Below are 19,986 nucleotides of genomic sequence, written 5' to 3' on the forward strand. Positions count from 1 at the left end.
GATGCCTACCCGTCGGCCACCGCGCCGCGCCACACGGCCATGAGATCGGGCCCGAACACGTAGGCCGCGACGATGACGAGGACGGTCGCCACCAGCAGGGTCCCGTCCCGGAGGCCGAAGTGCAGATGAGCCAGGCGAAGCTTCCTCGTGGCCGCGGTCTGTGTCCCGAACCCACGCGTCTCCAGCCCTTCGACCGTGGTCCGGGTGCGCCTGGCGGTATTGAGCATCAGCGGGTAGAACGCCTGGACGGCGATCCGCCCCGCTCGGGCGACGGTGCGCCAGCCGAGGAAGCCGTGGCCCGTCGGCGGCGCACCACGCAGGCGGTGACCGTCCACGATGGTGCGGAACTCGTCCACGAGCAGCGGAACCATGCGGTATCCGTAGCTGACGCCGAATCCCACGATCGCCGGTGCACGCAGCGCTTGGAGCCCGTCGGAGAGTTTCTCCGGATCCAAAGAGACGAAGGCTGCCATGCTCGCGAGCGAGACCGTGCCGAGCTTGAGCGAGACCTGGACCAGTCCGTGGAGAGCAGCGAGATCGCCGCCGAGGACGAGGGTGATCACCAGCACGTACACGCCCTGGGTGAGCAGTCCGAACGCGAAGAGTCCCAAGAGCAGCGGGCCGATCCGTGCCGCGAGCGCGCAGCCGAGCCCGAGACCGAACAGCACAGCGAGAGTGCCGATGTCGTAGGTCAACCACGGGGCGAGGGCACACAGGACGTACCAGCCGAGCACGGCACGGGGGTCACGGACCGACAGGAAGCCGCCCCGAGTCGCATAGGCGACCCGCATGAGCTCGAGCTTGACCCACTCGATCGAGAGACGTCCGGCATCGGTGCGTCGTTTTCCCTGCCGCGGTGTCACCGGTGCCGGCTCATCGTCAGTATGTCCACGGCGGATCTCAACGACCGTCATGTGTCTTCCTTCGTCAGGCGTGCCACGAGGTCCGCGACGGTCAGCGGGATCGGGCGCAGTCCGAGGACAGCGCCGAGCTGACTGACTTGAGGCGGTACGAGTCGTGCCTGGTGCAGCACGCCGGGTGAGGCGAAGAGCTCCGCGGGTGGCAGGTCGGCGATCACGCGACCGTGGTCCAGCACGACCACACGATCGGCCCACTCGGCGACCAGCTGCATGTCGTGGGTGGCGACCACCGAGCAACGGATGTGCTCCGAGAGTGCGGCGAGCATCGCGATCACGTCGTCTCTGGATCGCAGATCAAGGCTGGACGTCGGTTCGTCCAACAGCAGGAGGGTCGGTCGCATCGCCAGCCCGATGGCCAGCGTGGCCCTGCGCTGCTGTCCACCGGAGAGCAACCGGCCGTCGCGATCGGCCAGGTGCGTCAACTCGACTCTGGACAGCACCTCGTCGACGAGTTCCTCGGCGTCGACCATGTTCCTGCCGGTGGGGTACATCGCGACGTCGGCACGTACGGAGTCCTGCAGGAACATCTGCTCCGGGCGCTGGACGAGGTAACACACGGTTCCGGCCAGTTCCGCGGCTGTCAGGCGGCGAGTGTCGTAACCGTCGACGACGACCGTGCCCCGCCGCGGCAGCGTCAATCCGGCGAGGGCCGAAAGGAGGGTCGACTTCCCCGCTCCGTTGGAGCCGACGAGCGCCACGCGCTCGCCTTCGCGCAGCTCGAGGTCGAGGCCCTCGATCACCACGGACTTGCCACCGTCGACGCTCTGGTACGCGACCTCGATGTCGGACGCCTGCGCGACGACGCCGCCGTTCGAACCTTTTCCCTCGGACGTGTCCGCACCGCCGTCCGTGACGGCACCGCCGTCCGCCGGGACACCGGTCGTGGCGCGCACCAGCTCGGCGCACTCCTGGACGGACAGGGGAGCGAGCCGCTCGCCGGCGGCCACGGCCGGATCGAGCGCCCGGGCGGCGGCCACCACCTGCGGTGCCGGGATGTCCGCCTCCTCCAGGTCCGCCGTACGGGAGAGCGCCTCGGCCACAGGGAGGTGCCAGCGCACCGCCCCGTCGGCCATGAGCACGACCGACCGCGCGTACCGTGCCACGAGCTCGGCGTGATGCTCGATGACCACGACGGTGATGCCTTGGGCGTTCAACTGCGTGAGGTGGTCGTACAACACCGCGGCACGCCCCGGGTCCACCTCGGCCGCCGGTTCGTCCACCACGAGGATGCTCGGGGCCAGAGCGAGTGCGCCGGCGAGCGCTGTCAGGTGCTGCTGCCCGCCCGAGAGCTGCCACGTGTGTGTCCCGGCGATGTCCTCGATGGACAGGGCACGCAGCGCGCGCTCGGTGCGTTCACGCCAGTCGTCGTGGCCGAAGTTCAAAGGCCCGAAGGCGACGTCGTCGCGCACGGTCGGGCGGACGAGCTGGTTGCCGAAGTCCTGGAAGACGTACCCGACGTCCTGCGCGATCTCGGCGACGCTCACCCCGGCCGTGCTGCGTCCGTTGACACGGACGACGCCGGTGATGTCGCCGTTCCAGAAGTGTGGCACCAGCCCGTTGAACGTCTTGCACAACGTGGTCTTGCCCGAGCCGTTGCCACCGACCACAGCGACAAAGTCTCCGCGCTCGATCTGGAGGGACACTCCGTGCAGCGTCGCTTCGGACGCCCCCGGGTACGTGAAGCACAGGTCGGCGACCTCGATGGCGGCGGACGTCCCGGCGTCGGTGGTCCGCGCCGGGACGTCCTCGGTGGACAGGCTCACTGCCGGCGGCCTTGTGCCCGCTCGCCACGTCCGCGCAGGGCGCGTAGGACGAAGAATCCGGTGAGACCAAGGGCCAGGACGACGGCGACCGCGACGGCGAGGTAGCCCTGGCCGTACCGGTCGACGAAGTCGGGTTCGAAAGCGGCGAAGGTGGACAGGCCCTCCCGGCCGACGAACTCTTCCCAGGTGGCGAACAGGGCAATCGCACCGGCCAGGACGACTGCCACGGCGGCGAGCAACCAGAAGCTGGTCCCCCATGGTCCGCGCAACTGCGGTGGGTGCTGCGGGTCCCGAGGGCGCAGGCCCATGATCGGCTCGATCTTGCCGTACAGTCGCGGCGCGAGCCACATCGCGGGCAGCGCGCCGAAGAGGATCCCGGACAGGGCGACCGTGACCACGATGTCCAGCCCCTCGGCGAGCAGGAAGGCGGACATCAGACCGTCGGACTCCTCGAGCGTCTCAGGATCAATACCGACGGCGACCTTCGTGATGTCGACGATGCCGCCGGAGACCTTGTCGACCAGCACCATCGCGACGCACGCCCAGGCAAGCTGCTTGGCCTTCGCGGGATTCTTCACCAGGGACCCGGCGACGTAGATGGCCAAGGCGGTCTGGAGAAAGCCTTCCAGCTCGCTGAAACCGCCGAAGTCTCCGAGGAGCATGTCCGAGAACACCAGCTCGCCCAGTGGCGCACCGAGCGCCACCCAGGCCGGGCTGAGGAGCGCCGCAAGGACGACGGCGATGAAGGCGAAATAGGAGACGCCGAGCTCGAGCGGTCCGACGCTGAACTCGGGCAGGACCTGGCACACGATGTCCCCGACGCCGTACAGGGTCATCGAGAGGATGAGGATCATGAGCTTCTGTGAGCCGGATAGCTGCTCGGAGGGGCGGTGGCGCTCGAACGAGTCGGCGGCCACGGAGGCGGACGTGGTCATGTGGCTTCCCTCGGGTCGTGGGGCGCTGCTAGACGCGGCTGTGCGGCAGAGCCAGGTCGAGCAGCTCGGTCATCTCGGTGATCACGTGGTCCGGTAGCTGCTCGGACGGCGCCCCACCGACCAGGCGATCGAGCGTGTCGTCCGGTGTGGAGCCGCCGCGCACGAGCACGACGGTCCCGACTCCCGCCCGGCGCGCGGCGGGAACGTCACGGTGCGGTTTGTCGCCCACGAACCAGGCCTGCGCCGGGTCCGCGTCCAGGGCCGTCAGGACGGAATGGACACCCGCCGGATCGGGTTTGCGCCGCCCGACCTCGTCCGAGTAGGCGTGCGCGGCGATCAGGTCCAGCACGCCGAGGCGATCGAGTTCTGCCCTGACCGCGCGCCCGCTGACGGTGTTCGAGACAATGCCGACCGGGACTCCGGCGCGAGCGGCGCGCTCGAGCAAGGCCGCCACGCCCGGCCGGATGGTGCGCACGGATTTCGCCCGCGCGTAGAAGTACATCAGGTCGTGGGACTCCGCTCGCATCCACGCCGCGACGGCCTCCGGCAGGCCGGGCAACGCAGGTGCGACGAGGTCGGCCCAGAACGTGGCCGGGTCGATCTCTGGGACAACACCGTCCCGGGTGGTCTCGTGTGCCTGCTTCCACTGCTTGTGGCCACGCCGGGCCGCCGCGAGCGCCCGCGCTGCCTCGCGCGGGCTCGTCGGATGGCCGGCTGCGGTCAGTCGGCCCGCGAGGAGGGCGGCGAAACGCTGGAGCCCGGCCGTGTCGACCTGCGAGGTGGAGATGACGCCGCCATGATCGAGCAGGAGTGCTGACGGGGGCCGACTCCCCGCCGCAGCGGTGAGATCGCGGGCTGACGCATCAGCACGGCTGCGGGCCGGCCCGCTCGGGCGGGTGGGACTCGCCTCCTCGAGCAGCGGTACGAGACCCCGTGGATCGTCGAGAACGAGGTCCGCGCGTTCGGCGACAGGGAACGGCGGATGGTCCGTCTTGTGGTGCCGGGTCAGGACGACGGCGGCCACGCCGGCTCGCCTTCCGGCGACCACGTCTCGGTCGAAGGTGTCACCGACGTACCAGCTACTGCTCGCCGTCGTGCCGAGCGCCCGCGCGGCGAGCGCGATGATGCCGGGATGAGGCTTCCGGACACCGACCTCGTCGGAGTAGACCTGCACGGCGAACCGGTCCGTGAGGCCGGAGCGGTCGAGCACGGCGCGGTGCGCTCGGCCGGAGTGTGTGTTGGACACGATGCCGACCGGGATCCCGAGGTTCGCGGCCACGCCGAGCAGGTCGACGATGCCCGGCCGTACGCTGTGCTCGGTCAGGTGCAACGTCATCATCATCTGGAGTTCTTCGGCGTGCCCGGCGAGCAGCTCACGCTGCGCGAGCGGCAGGGGCGCGCCGTAGAAGTCACGCCATATGGTCCGGTGGTCCAACTCGGTGGGCTCCCGTCTCCGGGACTGACTGTTCTTCCAGTCCCCGAGCGCACGCTTGCCGCCCTCGAGCATCGTCACGAGGTCGGCGACGTGGTGCTCGTGACTCGCGTGCGCGAGGAGGCTCGACACCCGCTCGGCCACCTCCGTCATGCCCTCCGCGCGGCGGCGCGTGGCGAAGACGACACCTCCGAAATCGAGGAGCAAGACCTCCGGCCGTGTGCGCAGCCCTGGTGCCCTCCGGTCGGGGGAGATCGCCGGCGTGGTCTCGATCGTGCTCACGTCACGGCACGCTAGGCAGGCGGTCCGACCACGAAACGTCCGGAACGGATCGAGACGGTGAACGGCGGCCGAATTCTTGGAACGTTCCAGACGCTGGAGCGTCCGACCTTGTCGGGACGCGTCCACGACCAGGCAAGATGAATGCCGTGACGAGCCGCCCCACCATCCGCGACGTCGCGGCACACGCCGGAGTCTCCAAATCGCTGGTCTCCCTGGCGCTGCGCGGCGATCCGGGGGTACGGGAGCGGACGCGGGAGCGGATCCTGCTCGCGGCCGAAGCCATCGGCTACCGATCCAACGTGCTGGCCCGCAGCCTGCGCGAGGGCCGCACCATGCTCATCGGCGTCGTCATCTCGAGCCTGGAGAACCCGTATCACACCGAGATCGTCACCTCGGTCGAGGAGGCCGCCGAGAGTGCCGGATTGTCAGTCCTCCTCGCCCACGGCTCCCGGGACCGCGGCAAGCTGACCGGACGAGTCGAGTCGTTGCTCGACCTTGGTCTCGACGGGCTCGTTGTCGTGTCCTCGTGGGTCGAACCCCAGGTTCTTCGGCGAGCGGCGCGGCGCGCGCCGGTGGTCATGGTCGGCCGGAGCGAGAGACCCGTGCCGGGCGTGGACGCTGTGAACAACGACGACGAGCACGGGGCGGCGCTGGCAGTGCAACACCTGCACGCGACGGGACACACCCGGATCGCACATGTCGGATCCTCGTACCGGCCGGCCGGGCTGGCACGGCGTCACGGGTACGCCGCCGCAATGCGCCGTGCAGGCCTGGGCGCCTATGTCCGGGTGCTGGATGCGTTCGTGGCCGACGAGGGCCTGGGCACCCTCCTCGCCAGGGCACTCGAGGACGGGTACGACGCGTACTTCGCACGCAACGACGTCGAGGCCCTCGACCTGATCGATGCCGCCGACCACGTGGCCGCACGGGTCCCCGACGACCTCGCCGTCGTCGGGTACGACGACTCAGCTCTCGCACGCAGGTCACGGCCCCGACTGACCTCGGTGCAGCAGCGTCGAGAGCTCCTAGGGCGTCGTGCCGTCGACCTGCTACTGAGCAGGATCGACGGTCGCGCCGAGGACCAGCACCTGATTATGGAACCTCGGCTGATCGTTCGTGACTCGACGAGGCCTCGGACGGATCCCGACTAAACTTCCCCCGTGGCCGGGACAGCGCACGATCCGCGCCTGCGGCTGCTCGACGGCGTGACGTGGGAGGGCCGCTCCGTGCCGGGCGACCGCACCCGCGCCCTGCTTAGGCGACTCGCAGCCGCCGACGGTCATCCGGTCTCCGAGGCGAGCCTGACCGAGGCGATCTGGCCCGAGAACCGGCCGGCCAACCCGGACAAGGCCCTGCAGGTCGTGGTCTCCCGCGCGCGGAAGGCCACCTGCGCCGAGGCCGTCGCCCGTGCCGGAACCGGCTACCGGCTCGCCCTTGCCCGCGACGACGTCGAGACCTGGCTCGTCCGCGACGCGGCGGCCCGCGCCCGTCGCGCCCTGGCCGACGGCGATCCCGCCTCCGCGGAAGCGGACGCCCGAAGGGTCCACGCCGCCGGCCAGGACACCGAGGGCCTCCTCGGTCGGGTTCACGCGGCTGCCGGCCGGCACGAGGACGCCCTGCCCCTCCTCGAGGCCGCCGCGCACACGGACGAGGTGCTGCTCGCGTTGCTGCGCAGCGAGGCGGCCGTCCGCGGCGTCCCAGCGGCGCTCGCCCGGTACGACCGGTACCGCACCGACGTGGCCGACCGGCTCGGCGTCGACCTCGCACCCGAGCTGCAGGCGCTGCACCGGGAACTGCTGGCCCGGGACCGGCCGGTGCGCACCGGCGTCCGGTACGAGGCGAGTTCACTGCTCGGGCGGGCCGACGACGTCGAGGCCCTGACCGGCCTGCTACGCCAGGCGCGCGTGGTCACCATTCTCGGACCGGGAGGGCTCGGCAAGACCCGGCTGGCACAGGTGCTCGCAGGCCGGGCGGACCAGCCGGCCGTGCACGTCGTCGAGCTCGTCGGCGTCACCGCCGACGAGGACGTGCTCGCGGAGGTCGCGGCGGCACTCGGGGTGCGTGACTCGGTCAGCAGCCGCCGTCTGCTCACCCGCGAGCAACGCGCCGACGTGCGTGCCCGGGTGGCCGACCATCTCTTCCAGGTGCCGACCCTGCTCGTCCTGGACAACTGCGAACACCTCGTCACCGCCGTCGCGGAGCTCACGGCCTTCCTCGTCAGCGCGGTGCCCGAGCTCACCGTCCTGACCACCTCCCGCACACCGCTGGCCATCGCGGCCGAGCGCGTCTACCCGCTCGGGCAGCTCGGCCCGGGCGACGCCGCCGCCCTGTTCGCCGAGCGCGCCACGGCCGCCCGGCCGGGCGCGCGCCTGCCCGCCGATACCGTCCGCGGGATCGTCGACCGGTTGGACGGTCTCCCGCTCGCCGTCGAACTCGCCGCCGCGAAGGTCCGGGCGATGTCGGTCGAGGAGATCTTGCGCCGGCTCACCAACCGCTTCGACCTGTTGCGCGGCGGCGACCGCACCGCCCCGGACCGGCACCAGACCCTGCTGGCCGTCATCGACTGGTCATGGAACCTGCTCGCCGAACGCGAGCGCCGGGCACTGCGCCGCCTCTCGGTCTACCAGGACGGGTTCTCGCTCGAAGCCGCCGAGGCGATGGTCGGCGCGGAGGCCGTCGACGCCGTCGCGGAGCTGGTGGACGCCTCGCTGCTCACCGTCTCGGACGCCGGCACGCACCTGCGCTACCGGATGCTAGAGACGGTGCGCGAGTTCGGGCGGATGCAGCTCGTCGGCGCCGGCGAGGAGGATGTGGCGCGAGAGCAGCAGCGCCGCTGGGCGGTCACGCTCGCCGAGCGTGAGTCGCGGAAGCTGTACGGCCCGGATCAGTTGGCTGCCATCGACGTCCTCGCCCTCGAGGACGCCAATCTCTCCGACGTGCTGCGGCAGGCGTTCGACGAGCCGGATCCGGCCACGGTCGTCCCGGTGTTCGTCGCTGTCGCGGGACTGGGAGGGTTGCGCGGCGACCAACCGCGGGGCGGGACGTTCGTCATGCCGCTGGCCGAGGTGCTCGAGGACTTCACTCCCCCGTCGCAGCTCGCGGACCTGACCCGTGCGGCGCTCGCACTGGGCATGTTCGCAGCCCTGGTCGGCGCGACCGGGGATCGCAGCCGGTTGCACCGCATCCTCGATCGGCTGGGGAGCCACGCCCACGACCCCAGCCTGGACGCGATGATCCAGATCGCGTGCGCCATCGCCAATCCGGCGACGCCGGACGACGAGATGCACCGGCGCTGTCTCGCTCTCGTCGAGTCACCGCACGCCCGGGTGCGGGCCATCGCCTGGTACTACCAGGCCCACGAACGAGAGAACGCCGGCGCACTCACCGAGGCGATCGCCGCCACCCGCCGCGCGCTGGACTGCGCGAGCGCCGACGACGGCCCGTGGATCCACGCGAACCTGCACATGATGCTCGCCAGCCTGCACGGTCAGCTCGGCGAGTCGGACCCGGCGGCCCGGCACGCCGAGCAGGCGTTGCCGATGCTCGAGCGCATCGGCGCCACCGACGACGCCGTCCAGGCACGACTGGCCATCGCCCTGGCGGCCATCGACCGCGGGGATTTCGAGGCGGCACGGCGCGACGTGGCCGACATCGAAGAGGCCGGCCGCGCCGCGGGCCGAGATCGCACCGGCGCCGTGATCATGGCGCAGGCGCAGCTCGCGATCGCCGACGGGCACGTGGAGGACGGCTTGGCGCTGTACCGGACCGCGGTCGAGGACAGCCACGCGCACCGCCGCGGCCACCCGATGGACGGCGAGAACATGCTCTTCCCCTGGGTGCTCGCCACCGAGGCCACGGCCTTGGCGGCCGAGGCACGCTACGCCGACGGCGAGCGCGGCCGGGACCTGTTCGAGCTCCTGACCGGAAAGGTCCGCTCACTGCTCGACGAGGAGCGGCCGTTCATCGACTATCCGGTGACCGGTCTGATCTTCTTCGCCACCGGGATGTGGGCGTTGCTGCGTGGCGCGCTGGCCCCGACCGACGCGATCCGGCTGCTCGTCCTCGCCGAGCGGTTCGCCTACCCCCGCATGAGCCCGCCGATGCGCTGGGAACACGTGGTCACCGACGCCGAGGCCCTGGCGCCCGGCGTGCTGGAGGCCGTGGCGGCCGAGTACGGCGAGCGGCGCGCGGCCGACCTGCTGCCCGAGGCCCGCGCCGCGATCGAGCGGATCGTCGACAGCGCCTGACTCGGCCACTCCGCGTCTCAGATCTTCCGGCTGTAGGCCCGCACAGCGAGCGGGGCGAAGATCGCGACCACCGCGAGGCAGCCCACCAGCGCCCAGCCGACCTCACCGGTGACCTGCCCGGTGTTGATGAGGTCACGGCAGGCGGTCACCACGTGCGAGACCGGGTTGACGGTCACGAACGCCTCCAGCCAGTCCGGCAACGTCTCGGCCGGCACGAACGCGTTGGACAGGAAGGTCAGCGGGAACAGGATCATCATCGAGATGCCCTGCACCGCCTGGGCCGAACGCGCGATGGTGCCGAGCCAGCAGAAGATCCACGCGATCGACCAGCCGGCCCCGATGGTCAGCAGCCAGCACGCGAGGACGCCGAAGAGACCGCCGTCGGGTCGGTAGCCCATGAGGAATCCGGTGAGGATCGTCAACGTGGCGGCGATGCCGTACCGCAGCAGGTCCGCCACCATCGGGCCGGCGAGCGGGGCGATCCGGGCGATGGGTAGAGACTTGAAGCGGTCGAAGACGCCTTTGTCCATGTCCTCGCGGAGCTGGACGCCGGTGGCCATCGAGGCGGTGAGCGCGGTCTGGGCGAGGATGCCCGGGATGATCAGCGGCAGGTAGTTCGCCACCGAGCCGGAGATCGCGCCGCCGAAGATGTAGGTGAACATGGCGGTGAACAGCAACGGCTGGAACACCACGTCGAACAGCTGCTCCGGATTGCGGCGCATCTTCATCACCGCACGCCAGGCCATGGACAGCGTCTGGCGCACGGTCTCACTCGGCCCGGGCCGGGCCTGGAGGTCGATATCGAGGGTGACGGTGGTCATGCGCGGGTCTCCTTCGTGCCGGACGTGGCGGCGTCGTCCGTGGCGTCGTCGTGGGGGTCGTGGTGGCCGGTGTCGTCCTCGCTGTGGTGGCCGGTGATGGCGAGGAAGACTTCGTCGAGCGTGGGCTGGCGTACCGAGGCGGTGGCGATGGACAGTTCGGCCTCGCGCAGCCGGATGAGGATGTCGGCGGCGCCGTTGGGATCGGGCAGGGCCACGTTGAGCCCGCCGGACTCCGGGGTGAGGACCGGTTCCTCGCCGGTGACGGCGGCGACGACCTCGGCCGCGGTGGCGATCTCATCGTGCTCGGCGAGCCGTAGGTGGAGGGTCGAGGATCCGACGGAGGTCTTCAGTTCTTCGGGTGTCCCGTCGGCGACCTTGGTGCCGCGGTCGATGACGGCGATGCGGTCGGCGAGCTGATCGGCCTCGTCCAGGTACTGGGTGGTCAACAGGATCGTCGAACCGGCCGCGACGAGATCCCGGATCGTGTCCCACATCTGCCCCCGGGTCCGCGGGTCGAGGCCGGTGGTCGGCTCGTCCAGGAAGATCAGCGGCGGCCGCGCGATGAGCGAGGCCGCCAGATCGAGGCGGCGCCGCATACCGCCGGAGAACGTCTTGATCTGCCGGGTCGCGGCGTCCTCCAGGCCGAACCGGCCCAGCAGGTCGGTGGCGGTCCGCCGCGCGTCCCGTGAGCTCAGGCCGAGCAACCGGCCGAAGAGCCAGAGGTTCTCCGCCGCGGTGAGGTTCTCGTCCACGGAGGCGTACTGGCCGGTCACGCCGACCAGCTGACGGATCTTGTGCGGCTCGCGCCGCACGTCGACGCCGAAGATCTCCGCCTCGCCGTCGGTGATCGGCAGCAGGGTGGCGAGCATCTGCACCGTGGTGGTCTTGCCCGCGCCGTTCGGGCCGAGCAGCCCGAACACCTCGCCGCGGCGGATCGTCAGGTCCACGCCGTCGACCGCGCGGACGGTTCCGAAGGTCTTGACCAGGCCCCGGGCCACGACGGCGTTGCCGCCGGTGAGGACCCGGGGCGGGTCCTTCTGCAGTGTTGTGGTCATGACGGCAAGCCTGCGGCCGGGCGCCTTCAACCCGGTTTCACGGCGGTTTCACCCGGTTTCGCGACGAGAACCTGCACAGCTCGGCCGAAGCGGGCAGGATCGTCGGTGGAGCCGAAGCAACCCAGCTCAACGAACCGGGAGGCCGACCGTGGCCCGTAGCGTCGCCGAACACCTCGTCAACCAGCTCGTCGCCGCCGGCGTCGAGCGCATCTACGGCATCGTCGGGGACTCGCTCAACCCGATCGTCGACGCCGTCCGCCGCACCGAGGGCATCGAATGGGTCCAGGTCCGCCACGAGGAGGCGGCCGCGTTCGCCGCGGCGGCCGAGGCCGAGGTCACCGGCAAGCTGACCGCCTGCGCCGGCTCCTGCGGGCCGGGCAACCTGCACCTCATCAACGGTCTCTACGACGCCAACCGCTCCGGCGTGCCGGTCCTGGCGATCGCCTCGCACATCCCGAGCGAGGAGATCGGCACGAGCTTCTTCCAGGAGACCCATCCGGACCGGCTGTTCAACGAGGCCTCGGTGTACTCGGAGATGATCTCCACCGCCAAGCAGGTCCCGCGGGTCACCCGGACCGCGATCCAGCACGCGCTCACCGCGCCCGGTGTCGCGGTGCTCACCCTTCCCGGTGACGTCGCCGACGAGCACGTCAGCGACGACGACGAGCCCATCCTCGTCCCCGGCGCGTGCCCGGCCCGGATCGTGCCGCACGACGAGGACGTCGCCGCGCTCGCCCAGGCCATCAACCGGGCCAAGAAGGTCACGCTCTTCGTCGGCGCCGGCGCGCGGGACGCGCGGGAGGAGGTGCTCGAGCTGGCCGACCTCGCCGCCGCCCCGGTGGGGCACTCGCTGCGCGGGAAGGAGATCATCCAGTACGAGAACCCGCACGACGTCGGCATGTCCGGCCTGCTCGGCTACGGCGCCTGCCAGGACGCGATGGAGGATGCCGACCTGCTCGTCCTCATCGGCACGGACTTCCCGTACAACGCGTTCCTGCCGGACGACGTCCCGACGGCGCAGATCGATATCGAGGCCGCACACCTGGGCCGCCGCACCCGGCTGGACATCCCCGTGCACGGCGACGTCGGCGAGACGCTGCGGCTACTCAACCCGCAGGTGGAGCGCAAGCGTGACCGCAAGTTCCTCAAGTCCATGGTCAAGAAGCACGCCGATGTGATGACGAAGGTCGTCGGCGCGTACACCCGCAACGTGGAGAAGCACACGCCGATCCATCCGGAGTACGCGGCCGTCCAGCTCGACGAGGCGGCCGCGGAGGACACCGTCTTTACGGTCGACACCGGAATGAACAACGTCTGGGCGGCCCGGTACCTCACCCCGAACGGCCGGCGCCGGGTGATCGGCTCGTTCCTGCACGGATCGATGGCCAACGCCCTGCCGCACGCGATCGGCGCCTCGATGGCGGACCGGGACCGGCAGGTGGTCGCGTTCGCCGGCGACGGCGGGCTGTCCATGCTGCTCGGCGAGCTGCTGACCGTGGCCGTCTACAACCTGCCCATCAAGACGGTGGTGTTCAACAACTCCTCCCTCGGCATGGTCAAGCTGGAGATGCTCGTCGAGGGCCTGCCCTCACACGCCACGGACTCCCCGGCGATCGACTACCGCCAGGTCGCCCTCGCCGTCGGCATCCCGGCGGTACGGGTGGAGGACCCGAAGGACCTGCGCAAGGCGTTGCAGGACGGGCTCGACCGACCCGGGCCTGCGCTCATCGAGGTCATCACCGACCCCAATGCCCTGTCCATCCCGCCGTCGATCACCTCCGGTCAGATCCGCGGCTTCGCGACGGCGATGACCAAGGAGATCCTCGGCGGCGGCATGGGTGAGGTCATGTCGATGGCGCGGTCGAACCTGCGCAACCTCCCCCGAGGCTGACCCGCCCGTCCCCGGCTGACCCCGCCCCCGCCGAGAGCGGACAGTTGAGTCAAGAGCGGATGTCTGAACGTCCGCTCTTGGCATAGGTTTCCGCTCTCGGCGGGAGGGCGGGGGCTGGCGGCCCCGGGCCGTCCTGTGCGTGGACGCGCGCGCGAGACGGCGCCGGATTCGCCAGAGTTGGGGGATGGCCCGATCGCTCTTCGACCTCACCGACCGCCTCGCCCTGGTGACCGGCTCCTCCCGCGGTCTCGGCCTCGCCCTCGCGACTGGCCTGGCCGAGCACGGCGCACGCGTCATCCTGCACGGGCGGGACACCGAAGCCCTCGCCCGCGCGCGCGAGCACGTCGACCAGACCGCACCCGGCGGGGTGGCCGGGACCGTCACGTTCGACGTCACCGACTCCAGCGCCGTGCGTGAGGGCGTCACTGAGCTCGTCGCCACGCACGGCGTCCCAGACGTGCTGGTGAACAACGCGGGTGTCCAGAAGCGAGCACCGTTCGCCGAGTTCGACCCGGCGGACTGGGACGCCGTCATCGCCACGAACCTCTCCGCCGCGTTCTACGTCGCGCGGGAGATCACCGCGCACATGGTCGAGCGCGGGTCCGGCAAGGTGGTCAACATCGGCTCAGTGATGTCCCGACTCGCCCGGCAGACCATCGCCCCGTACTCCGCGTCCAAGGCGGGTCTCGCGATGCTGAGCCAGGGCATGGCCGCCGATCTGGCGCGCCACGGCATCCAGGTGAACACCCTCTCCCCCGGCTATTTCGCCACCGAGATGAACACCGCACTCGTCGAGGACGAGCAGTTCGACTTCTGGCTGCGGGCGCGCACGCCGGCGCAGCGTTGGGGTCGGCCGGAGGAACTGGTGGGCACACTGGTGTACCTGGCCTCGGACGCCTCATCGTTCGTCTCGGGGCAGAACATCGTCGTCGACGGCGGCATCACCGCCGTCGTGTGAGGAGAGCCATGCGAGCGGTCGTCATCACCGGCAAGGAAACCCTCGAGGTCGGCGAGGTCCCGACGCCGGAACCCGGCCCGGGCCAGGTGCGGCTGCGCATGGCCTACGCCGGCATCTGCGGCTCCGATCTGCACTACTACTTCGACGGCGCCAACGGCGAGTTCGTGGTGCGCGAGCCGCTGATCCCCGGTCACGAGGTCTCCGGCACCGTCGACCTCGACCCCGCCGGCGACCTGGAGCCCGGGACGCCGGTGACGGTCCATCCGGCCACGTTCGGGCAGGCCGTTCCGGGGTTGCCGGACGCTGCGCACCTCTGGCCCGGCGGCGCCTACCTCGGCTCGGCGTCGACATGGCCGCACACCCAGGGCGGCATGGCGGAGTACCTCGTGGTCGAGAGCCACATGCTGCGGCCGCTGCCCGAGGACCTGCCGCTGGACCGGGCGGCTCTCGCGGAGCCCCTCGGCGTGGCCCTGCACGGCATCGCCCTCGCCGGCCCGGTGGACCGCAAACGGGTGCTGGTCTCCGGCGCCGGACCGATCGGCCTGCTCGCCGTGACCGGTGCCCTCGCCTCGGGCGCCTCGGAGGTGGTGGCGACCGACGTCCTGCCGGGACCGCTGGAGCGCGCGAGCGCGCTCGGTGCCCACCGCACCATCGACGTCACCGCAGAGGCCGTGCCGCCCGAGCACTTCGACGTCGTGCTGGAGTGTTCCGGCGCCGCCGCCGCGATCTCGGCGGCGCTGGCCGGGGCCAGGCGGGCGGGAACCTACGTCCAGGTGGGCATGGTGCCGAACGCGCCGATCGGCGTGAACCTGGCTCCGATGATCTCCAAGGAGGTGACCGTCAAGGGAGCGTGGCGCTTCCTCGACGAGATCGACGACGCCGTCGCACTGCTCGCCTCCGAACCCCGGATCGGCGAGGTCGTCACCCATGAGATCCCGGCCGAGCGGGCCGTCGAGGCCTTCGTGACGGCAAAGGACTCCCAGGCGTCGGGCAAGGTCCTCGTCTCCCTGTGGCCCGACGGCTGAGGCCGGCCGCCACCACCGATACGACACCCAGCAACAACACGGAGGGCTCAGTGCGGATCGTCATCACCGACTGCGACCACGCCACCATCGCCCACGAGCAGGCTGTCGCCGAAGCCGTGGGTGCCGACCTAGTCCGCGCTCAGGCGACCACCGAGGCGGAGGTCATCGACGCCGCCGCCGGCGCGGACGGTCTCGTGGTGCAGTACGCCCCCATCACGGCGGCGGTACTCGACGCCCTGCCGGGAGTGCGTGCCGTGGGCCGGTACGGCGTGGGGGTGGACACCGTCGACGTCACCGCAGCCACCGCCCGGGGCGTCGCCGTGTGCAACGTTCCGGACTACGGCACCGAGGCGGTCTCCGACCACGCGATCACCCTGGCGATGACCGTGCTGCGGGCGATCCCGGCGCTCGACGCCGGGGTCCGCGCCGGCCGGCCCGACATCGAAGGACAGGTGCCGATCCCTCAGTTCGCCGGCACGACGTTCGGTGTGGTGGGCTACGGCGCCATCGGCCGGGCCACCGCCCGGAAGGCCGCCGGTCTCGGTATGGACGTCGCCGTCCACGACGTGGCCCGCCGCGCCGGCACCACGAGCGAGGACGGCTTCCCCGTGCTGTCACTCCCCGAGCTGCTGGCTCGCTCGCAGGTGCTCTCGCTGCACGTCCCGCTCACGGACGAGACCCACCACCTCCTCGACGCGGCCGCCCTCGCCCAGCTACCCGACCGCGCCGTCGTCGTCAACACCTCACGCGGCGGCGTCGTCGACACCGACGCGTTGGTCGATGCCCTGCAGTCCGGCCACGTCCTCGGCGCGGGGTTGGATGTCTTCGAGACCGAGCCGCTGCCGGTCGGTCATCCGCTCACCCGGTTCGACCGCGTGGTCCTCACCCCGCACGCCGGGTTCTACACCGATCAGTCCTACGCCGAGCTCAAGACCCGGACCATCACCAACGTTATCGACGTCGTCGCGGGCCGCCGGCCGCGGAATGTGCTCAACCCGGAGGTGCTCGCCGCGACCGGCTGAGGCAGTCACCGGTCAGGACGCTCAAGGGCAGACAGTGCCCGGTTCAGCTCGCCTCGAGGATGGTGGCGACGTCCCTGGCCACCCTCTCCGCGTCCGGGCCCGACGCCGCCACCGTGATCGTCATTCCGTGCTGGTAGTTCCGCCCCATCACGGCAAGCATGCTGCGCGCGTCGACCTCCTCGCCGTCGGGGCCGGTGAGGGTGACCGCCCCGCCGGCGGCCCGGACGGTCTTGGCGATCTCGGAGGCGGGACGGGCGTGCAGCCCGGACGGATCCCCGATCGTCGCGACGACCTCGCTGGCCGCGGCCTCTTCGGGCCCGTCACCGCCGTCGTCGAGGAACGCCGGCAGCGGCACGTCCGCGACCGACGCCGCCAGCGCCCGGGCCGCGGACGCGACGTCCGGCCCGGCGAAGAGGTCGCTGCCGATACTCACCGACGCCGCGCCTGCCTCCAACCACGTCCGTGCCTGGTCCACGGCGATGCCACCGGTGGCCGCGATGGGAGTTCCCGGAAGCACGGACCTCAGGGACTTGAGGTAGTCCAGTCCGCCGAGGCCGGCGGGGAAGAGCTTGGCCAGGCCGTGCCGGCCCGCCTCCCGCACCTCGTTCGGCGTCAGGCCCCCTTCGATGAGGAGGACGCCGTGCCGGTCGGCCACTTTCCGTGCCTCGGGGACGCGGAACGGACTGACGAGGAAAGCCGCGCCGGCGTCGACCGCCTGCTCGGCGACCTCGGCGGACGTGACGGTGCCGAGCCCGACGGTCGCCGAGTCCTCCGACGACCAGCGCGCCACGGCGCTGACCCAGCCCGGCGTCGTGGCGGTGAACTCGAAGACATGGAGGCCACCGTCGACCACCGCGCGGGCCCACCGGTCCGCCTGCTCGAAGTCCGCGGCCCGGACCGTTGGCGTGACGCGAGCGCGGACGATGGTCTCGATCATGGCCTGTCGGGTGGGCGCCGCGCTCATGCCTGCGCTCCTGCGGCGTCGAGAATCTCGTCGAGTCGGTCCATGAGTTGGATCTGTTCCTCCGGGCTCAGCGGGCGAGGATCGATGGCGAGCTGGCCGACGGCGGCCTTGTGGTCACGTACGTACATGGGCGGGGTGGACGCGGCGAGCTCACGCGCCACGGCGGTCGCGGTGGTTCCGGACTCTTCCCCGACGGTGAGCACCGCGCGGTAGATCTCGCGTCCGGCGTCGTCCTGCTCGATCTGTGCGGCGATTCCCGGGCGCCGGGCGATGTGGTCGACGATCTCGTGCATCCGGGTGCGTTGCACGTCAGGGTCCAGCCCGCCGCTCCCGGCGAGGAAGGTCTCGAGTGCGGTGATCAGACCCAGCACCTCTTCCTTGCCGACCTTCATCGGCCGGCCGATCCCCGCGCTCTGGGCGCGGACAGCGTGCATGAGCTCGGCGGAGCCGCACACCAGGCCGGAAGTCGGCCCACCGATGGCCTTGGTACCGCTGAAGACGACGGCGTCGGCACCCGAGGCGACCCACCGGCGCAGATCCTCTTCGGCAGCGGCGTCGACGATGACGGGGACACCGTGGGTTCTGCCCAGCTCGAGCATCTCGTCGAACGGCAGCATGCCCTTGTGCACGGTGTGGTGGGACTGCACGTAGACCAACGCCGCCGTCTCCGGCCCGATCGCACCCGCCACGTGGGCCGGATCGGTGCGGTTGACCGATCCGACCTCGACCGGCAGCCCGCCGCCCAGGGCGATCATCTGGGTCGCCGGCGCTCCCCAGTCGACCGCGTGTCCCTTCTGCAGGATCACCTCCCGTGGCCTGCCGACGTCGGCCGGAAGGCGCTGGAGGAGGGCCGTGTCTGCGCCGGCGATGAGGGCGGCGACGGTCTGCGCGATGGCGGCCGAGGCACTCGAGGTCACGGCGGCGTCGGCCGCACCGAGCAGGCGTGCGACGTGGCGTCCCGCGGACGCCATGAGATCCGAGAGGACGACGTGCTTGCCGGCGGCGTCCGCCATGGCGGCGACGACGTCTGCGGCCAGCACACTGCCGCCGAGCGCGGTCATCTTTCCGGATGCGTTGATGGCCGCTGTCAGGCCGATGTCGGCGTAGGTGGTCACGAGGATCCGCCCTTCTCACATGGATGCGTGCGGTTGCGCGGCGAGTTGTGGTCTCTCACGCCGGTTCGGGGATGCCGACGAACCCACCGACGGCCATGGCGCCGAGGATCGCTCCACCGACGATGGGCTTCTTCCACCAGTAGAAGAGGGCGGCTCCGATGAGCGCGCCGAGACCGACGGGGATCGAGGCGGTGCCGGCCGAGACGATGATCAACGGGCCGAGGTAACGCCCCGCCGAGTTGCCGGCCCCCATCATCACGTCGGCACCGAACGTCGAGCGAGCGCCCGAGGCGTTTACGGTGGCCCTTCGCACGGCGAAGATCAGCAGGCCCATGAGGAGCCCGACCGCGCCGCCGACAAGGAGGGCCAGCCAGAAGTGCTCCAGCGGCGCGGTGATCCCCACGGCCATGAGCATCGCCGGCACGCCGATCCCCACGCCGGTCTGGATCGACCCGCCGATGTCGAGGATGCCGACCATGGGGCCCTCGATGATGCGGGCGAGCATGAACCCGGCGCCGAACGCGGCCGCCGCCCCGTATCCGTTGCCGTCGAACCCTTGCTGGAGCAGGGCGGCGATGGCGATCTCGTTGAAGATGCCGGTGCCGTAGACGTAGAAGAGGTGCGTCCCGGCGAAGACGCCGGCGCACAGTGCGGCCGTGAAGAGGGGAAAGGCCAGCTCGGAGAGCCAGAACCCGCCCTGCCACGGCCGAAGCCGGGTGGTGCCGGAAGTGGTGCTGTCGAGAGCCACGTGTTCTCCGATCAGGGCATGGTGCCGGTGGCGCGGTGCAGATTCTCGAGCCACACCGGCACGTCGGCGCCGAGCTGGTTGAGGAAGGTGACGTCCACACCGCGGAGGAAACCGCTGCAGAGGAACAGCAGCACGACGGCGGTGACGATGGATCGGGTCACCCGGGACCATCCGAGATCGTCGAGTCCCTTGGCGATGACGATGCCGAGGACGATGCCGGGGACGGCGTTGCCGAACACGACGTGCGCCAACCCGCCGAGGACGGTGCCCCAGGCACCGGTGCGGCGCCCGGCGTCCATGGCCGCGAGCCAGAAGATGGCCGGCATTACCGGGTTGAGCAGCCACTCCGAGGCGGGGCCGAGCACGGCCGTGGCCACCGCCCGCAGGTCCTCGGGGATCGCTGCCGCCGTCGAGTTGAGGAACGCGACGAGCACCGCTCCGACGAGTGCGCCGAGCCACCCCATCCGGCGCGGGTTGTACAACGTGGACTCCAGGGACTTCTGCCGGATGAGACTGAGCGAGGCTGCCCAGTGCGGGATGATCCGGTGGTCGACGTCACCGGTGAGGGCACCGGCGCCGACCACGCTCGCCCAGGCGTTGAAAAAGAAGCCGAGACCGAAGGACCCGTGCGCGATCGGATCGTTCTCGCACGCGTTCAGCTCCCCCAGGGTGCGGAACGCTCCGGCGCCCTGGACCCTCGGTGCGTGGAACATGCGGGCCACACCGGCACCGGCACCGAACCCGCACAGGGCCCCGATGACCAGGGACTCGAGGAGGACGACCAGGAAGTCACTCATGGCTGCGCCTT

The 19,986-nt window shown here is 70.9% G+C and carries 16 protein-coding genes; 6 read left to right on the forward strand and 10 right to left on the reverse strand.

Features of this window, described 5'->3' with window-relative positions; genetic code table 11:
- Window positions 1–5: 5 nt before the first annotated feature.
- Genes ACFSE6_RS07355 through ACFSE6_RS07370 form a run of 4 tightly spaced genes read right to left on the reverse strand, consistent with a single transcriptional unit; the run spans window position 6 to window position 5,332 of the window.
- A complete protein-coding gene (locus tag ACFSE6_RS07355; RefSeq protein WP_388004340.1) occupies window positions 6–914 on the reverse strand; it encodes an energy-coupling factor transporter transmembrane component T family protein in 909 nt (302 codons plus the stop codon).
- Window positions 911–2,683, reverse strand: coding sequence for an ABC transporter ATP-binding protein (locus ACFSE6_RS07360; RefSeq protein ID WP_388004343.1), 1,773 nt, complete (start codon window positions 2,681–2,683; stop codon window positions 911–913). Before ACFSE6_RS07360 ends, ACFSE6_RS07355 begins: the two co-directional genes overlap by 4 nt.
- A complete protein-coding gene (locus tag ACFSE6_RS07365; RefSeq protein WP_388004346.1) occupies window positions 2,680–3,618 on the reverse strand; it encodes a DUF8171 family membrane protein in 939 nt (312 codons plus the stop codon). Before ACFSE6_RS07365 ends, ACFSE6_RS07360 begins: the two co-directional genes overlap by 4 nt.
- 28 nt (window positions 3,619–3,646) lie before the next feature.
- Entirely contained in the window at window positions 3,647–5,332 is a 1,686-nt protein-coding gene (locus ACFSE6_RS07370) for an HAD family hydrolase (protein WP_388004349.1), read from the reverse strand.
- A 146-nt stretch (window positions 5,333–5,478) separates the two neighbouring features.
- Between ACFSE6_RS07370 and ACFSE6_RS07375 the strand changes: the two genes are divergently transcribed.
- Entirely contained in the window at window positions 5,479–6,483 is a 1,005-nt protein-coding gene (locus ACFSE6_RS07375) for a LacI family DNA-binding transcriptional regulator (RefSeq protein WP_388004352.1), read from the forward strand.
- Between the two features lie 9 nt (window positions 6,484–6,492).
- Entirely contained in the window at window positions 6,493–9,579 is a 3,087-nt protein-coding gene (locus ACFSE6_RS07380) for an ATP-binding protein (RefSeq protein WP_388004354.1), read from the forward strand.
- A 17-nt stretch (window positions 9,580–9,596) separates the two neighbouring features.
- On the opposite strand, the gene ACFSE6_RS07385 is transcribed toward ACFSE6_RS07380, so the two are convergent.
- Together ACFSE6_RS07385 and ACFSE6_RS07390 are read right to left on the reverse strand one after the other, a co-directional pair.
- A complete protein-coding gene (locus ACFSE6_RS07385) occupies window positions 9,597–10,400 on the reverse strand; it encodes an ABC transporter permease (protein ID WP_388004356.1) in 804 nt (267 codons plus the stop codon).
- On the reverse strand, window positions 10,397–11,455 hold the full coding sequence (locus ACFSE6_RS07390; protein WP_388004358.1) for an ATP-binding cassette domain-containing protein: 1,059 nt from the start codon (window positions 11,453–11,455) through the stop codon (window positions 10,397–10,399). The genes ACFSE6_RS07385 and ACFSE6_RS07390 overlap by 4 nt, the downstream gene beginning before the upstream one ends.
- Before the next feature lie 148 nt (window positions 11,456–11,603).
- On the opposite strand from ACFSE6_RS07390, the gene ACFSE6_RS07395 reads away from it, so the two are divergent.
- From ACFSE6_RS07395 to ACFSE6_RS07410, 4 genes are all read left to right on the forward strand, one after another.
- Entirely contained in the window at window positions 11,604–13,346 is a 1,743-nt protein-coding gene (locus ACFSE6_RS07395; protein WP_388004361.1) for a pyruvate dehydrogenase, read from the forward strand.
- A 184-nt stretch (window positions 13,347–13,530) separates the two neighbouring features.
- Window positions 13,531–14,304, forward strand: coding sequence for an SDR family oxidoreductase (locus ACFSE6_RS07400; RefSeq protein ID WP_388004364.1), 774 nt, complete (start codon window positions 13,531–13,533; stop codon window positions 14,302–14,304).
- 8 nt (window positions 14,305–14,312) lie between these two features.
- Complete coding sequence (locus ACFSE6_RS07405; protein ID WP_388004367.1) at window positions 14,313–15,329, forward strand: zinc-binding dehydrogenase; 1,017 nt, start codon at window positions 14,313–14,315, stop codon at window positions 15,327–15,329.
- A 50-nt stretch (window positions 15,330–15,379) separates the two neighbouring features.
- Window positions 15,380–16,351 carry a C-terminal binding protein gene (locus tag ACFSE6_RS07410; protein WP_388004370.1) on the forward strand — a complete coding sequence of 324 codons (972 nt, stop codon included), beginning with the start codon at window positions 15,380–15,382 and terminating at the stop codon, window positions 16,349–16,351.
- 43 nt (window positions 16,352–16,394) lie between these two features.
- Here the strand turns inward: ACFSE6_RS07410 and ACFSE6_RS07415 are convergent, their stop codons facing one another.
- From ACFSE6_RS07415 to ACFSE6_RS07430, 4 genes are read right to left on the reverse strand one after another with little or no spacing between them, the layout of a single operon-like run.
- On the reverse strand, window positions 16,395–17,315 hold the full coding sequence (locus tag ACFSE6_RS07415) for an HPr family phosphocarrier protein (protein WP_388004373.1): 921 nt from the start codon (window positions 17,313–17,315) through the stop codon (window positions 16,395–16,397).
- On the reverse strand, window positions 17,312–18,430 hold the full coding sequence (locus ACFSE6_RS07420; RefSeq protein ID WP_388004376.1) for a DgaE family pyridoxal phosphate-dependent ammonia lyase: 1,119 nt from the start codon (window positions 18,428–18,430) through the stop codon (window positions 17,312–17,314). Before ACFSE6_RS07420 ends, ACFSE6_RS07415 begins: the two co-directional genes overlap by 4 nt.
- A gap of 55 nt (window positions 18,431–18,485) precedes the next feature.
- Window positions 18,486–19,178 (reverse strand): DUF4310 family protein, encoded by a 693-nt coding sequence (locus ACFSE6_RS07425; protein WP_388004379.1) that lies wholly within the window; start codon window positions 19,176–19,178, stop codon window positions 18,486–18,488.
- A gap of 11 nt (window positions 19,179–19,189) precedes the next feature.
- Entirely contained in the window at window positions 19,190–19,975 is a 786-nt protein-coding gene (locus tag ACFSE6_RS07430) for a DUF4311 domain-containing protein (protein WP_388004382.1), read from the reverse strand.
- Window positions 19,976–19,986 lie beyond the last annotated feature (11 nt).

The organism is Georgenia deserti, assembly GCF_042680605.1.
In the GTDB taxonomy this organism is placed as follows: domain Bacteria; phylum Actinomycetota; class Actinomycetes; order Actinomycetales; family Actinomycetaceae; genus Allobogoriella; species Allobogoriella deserti.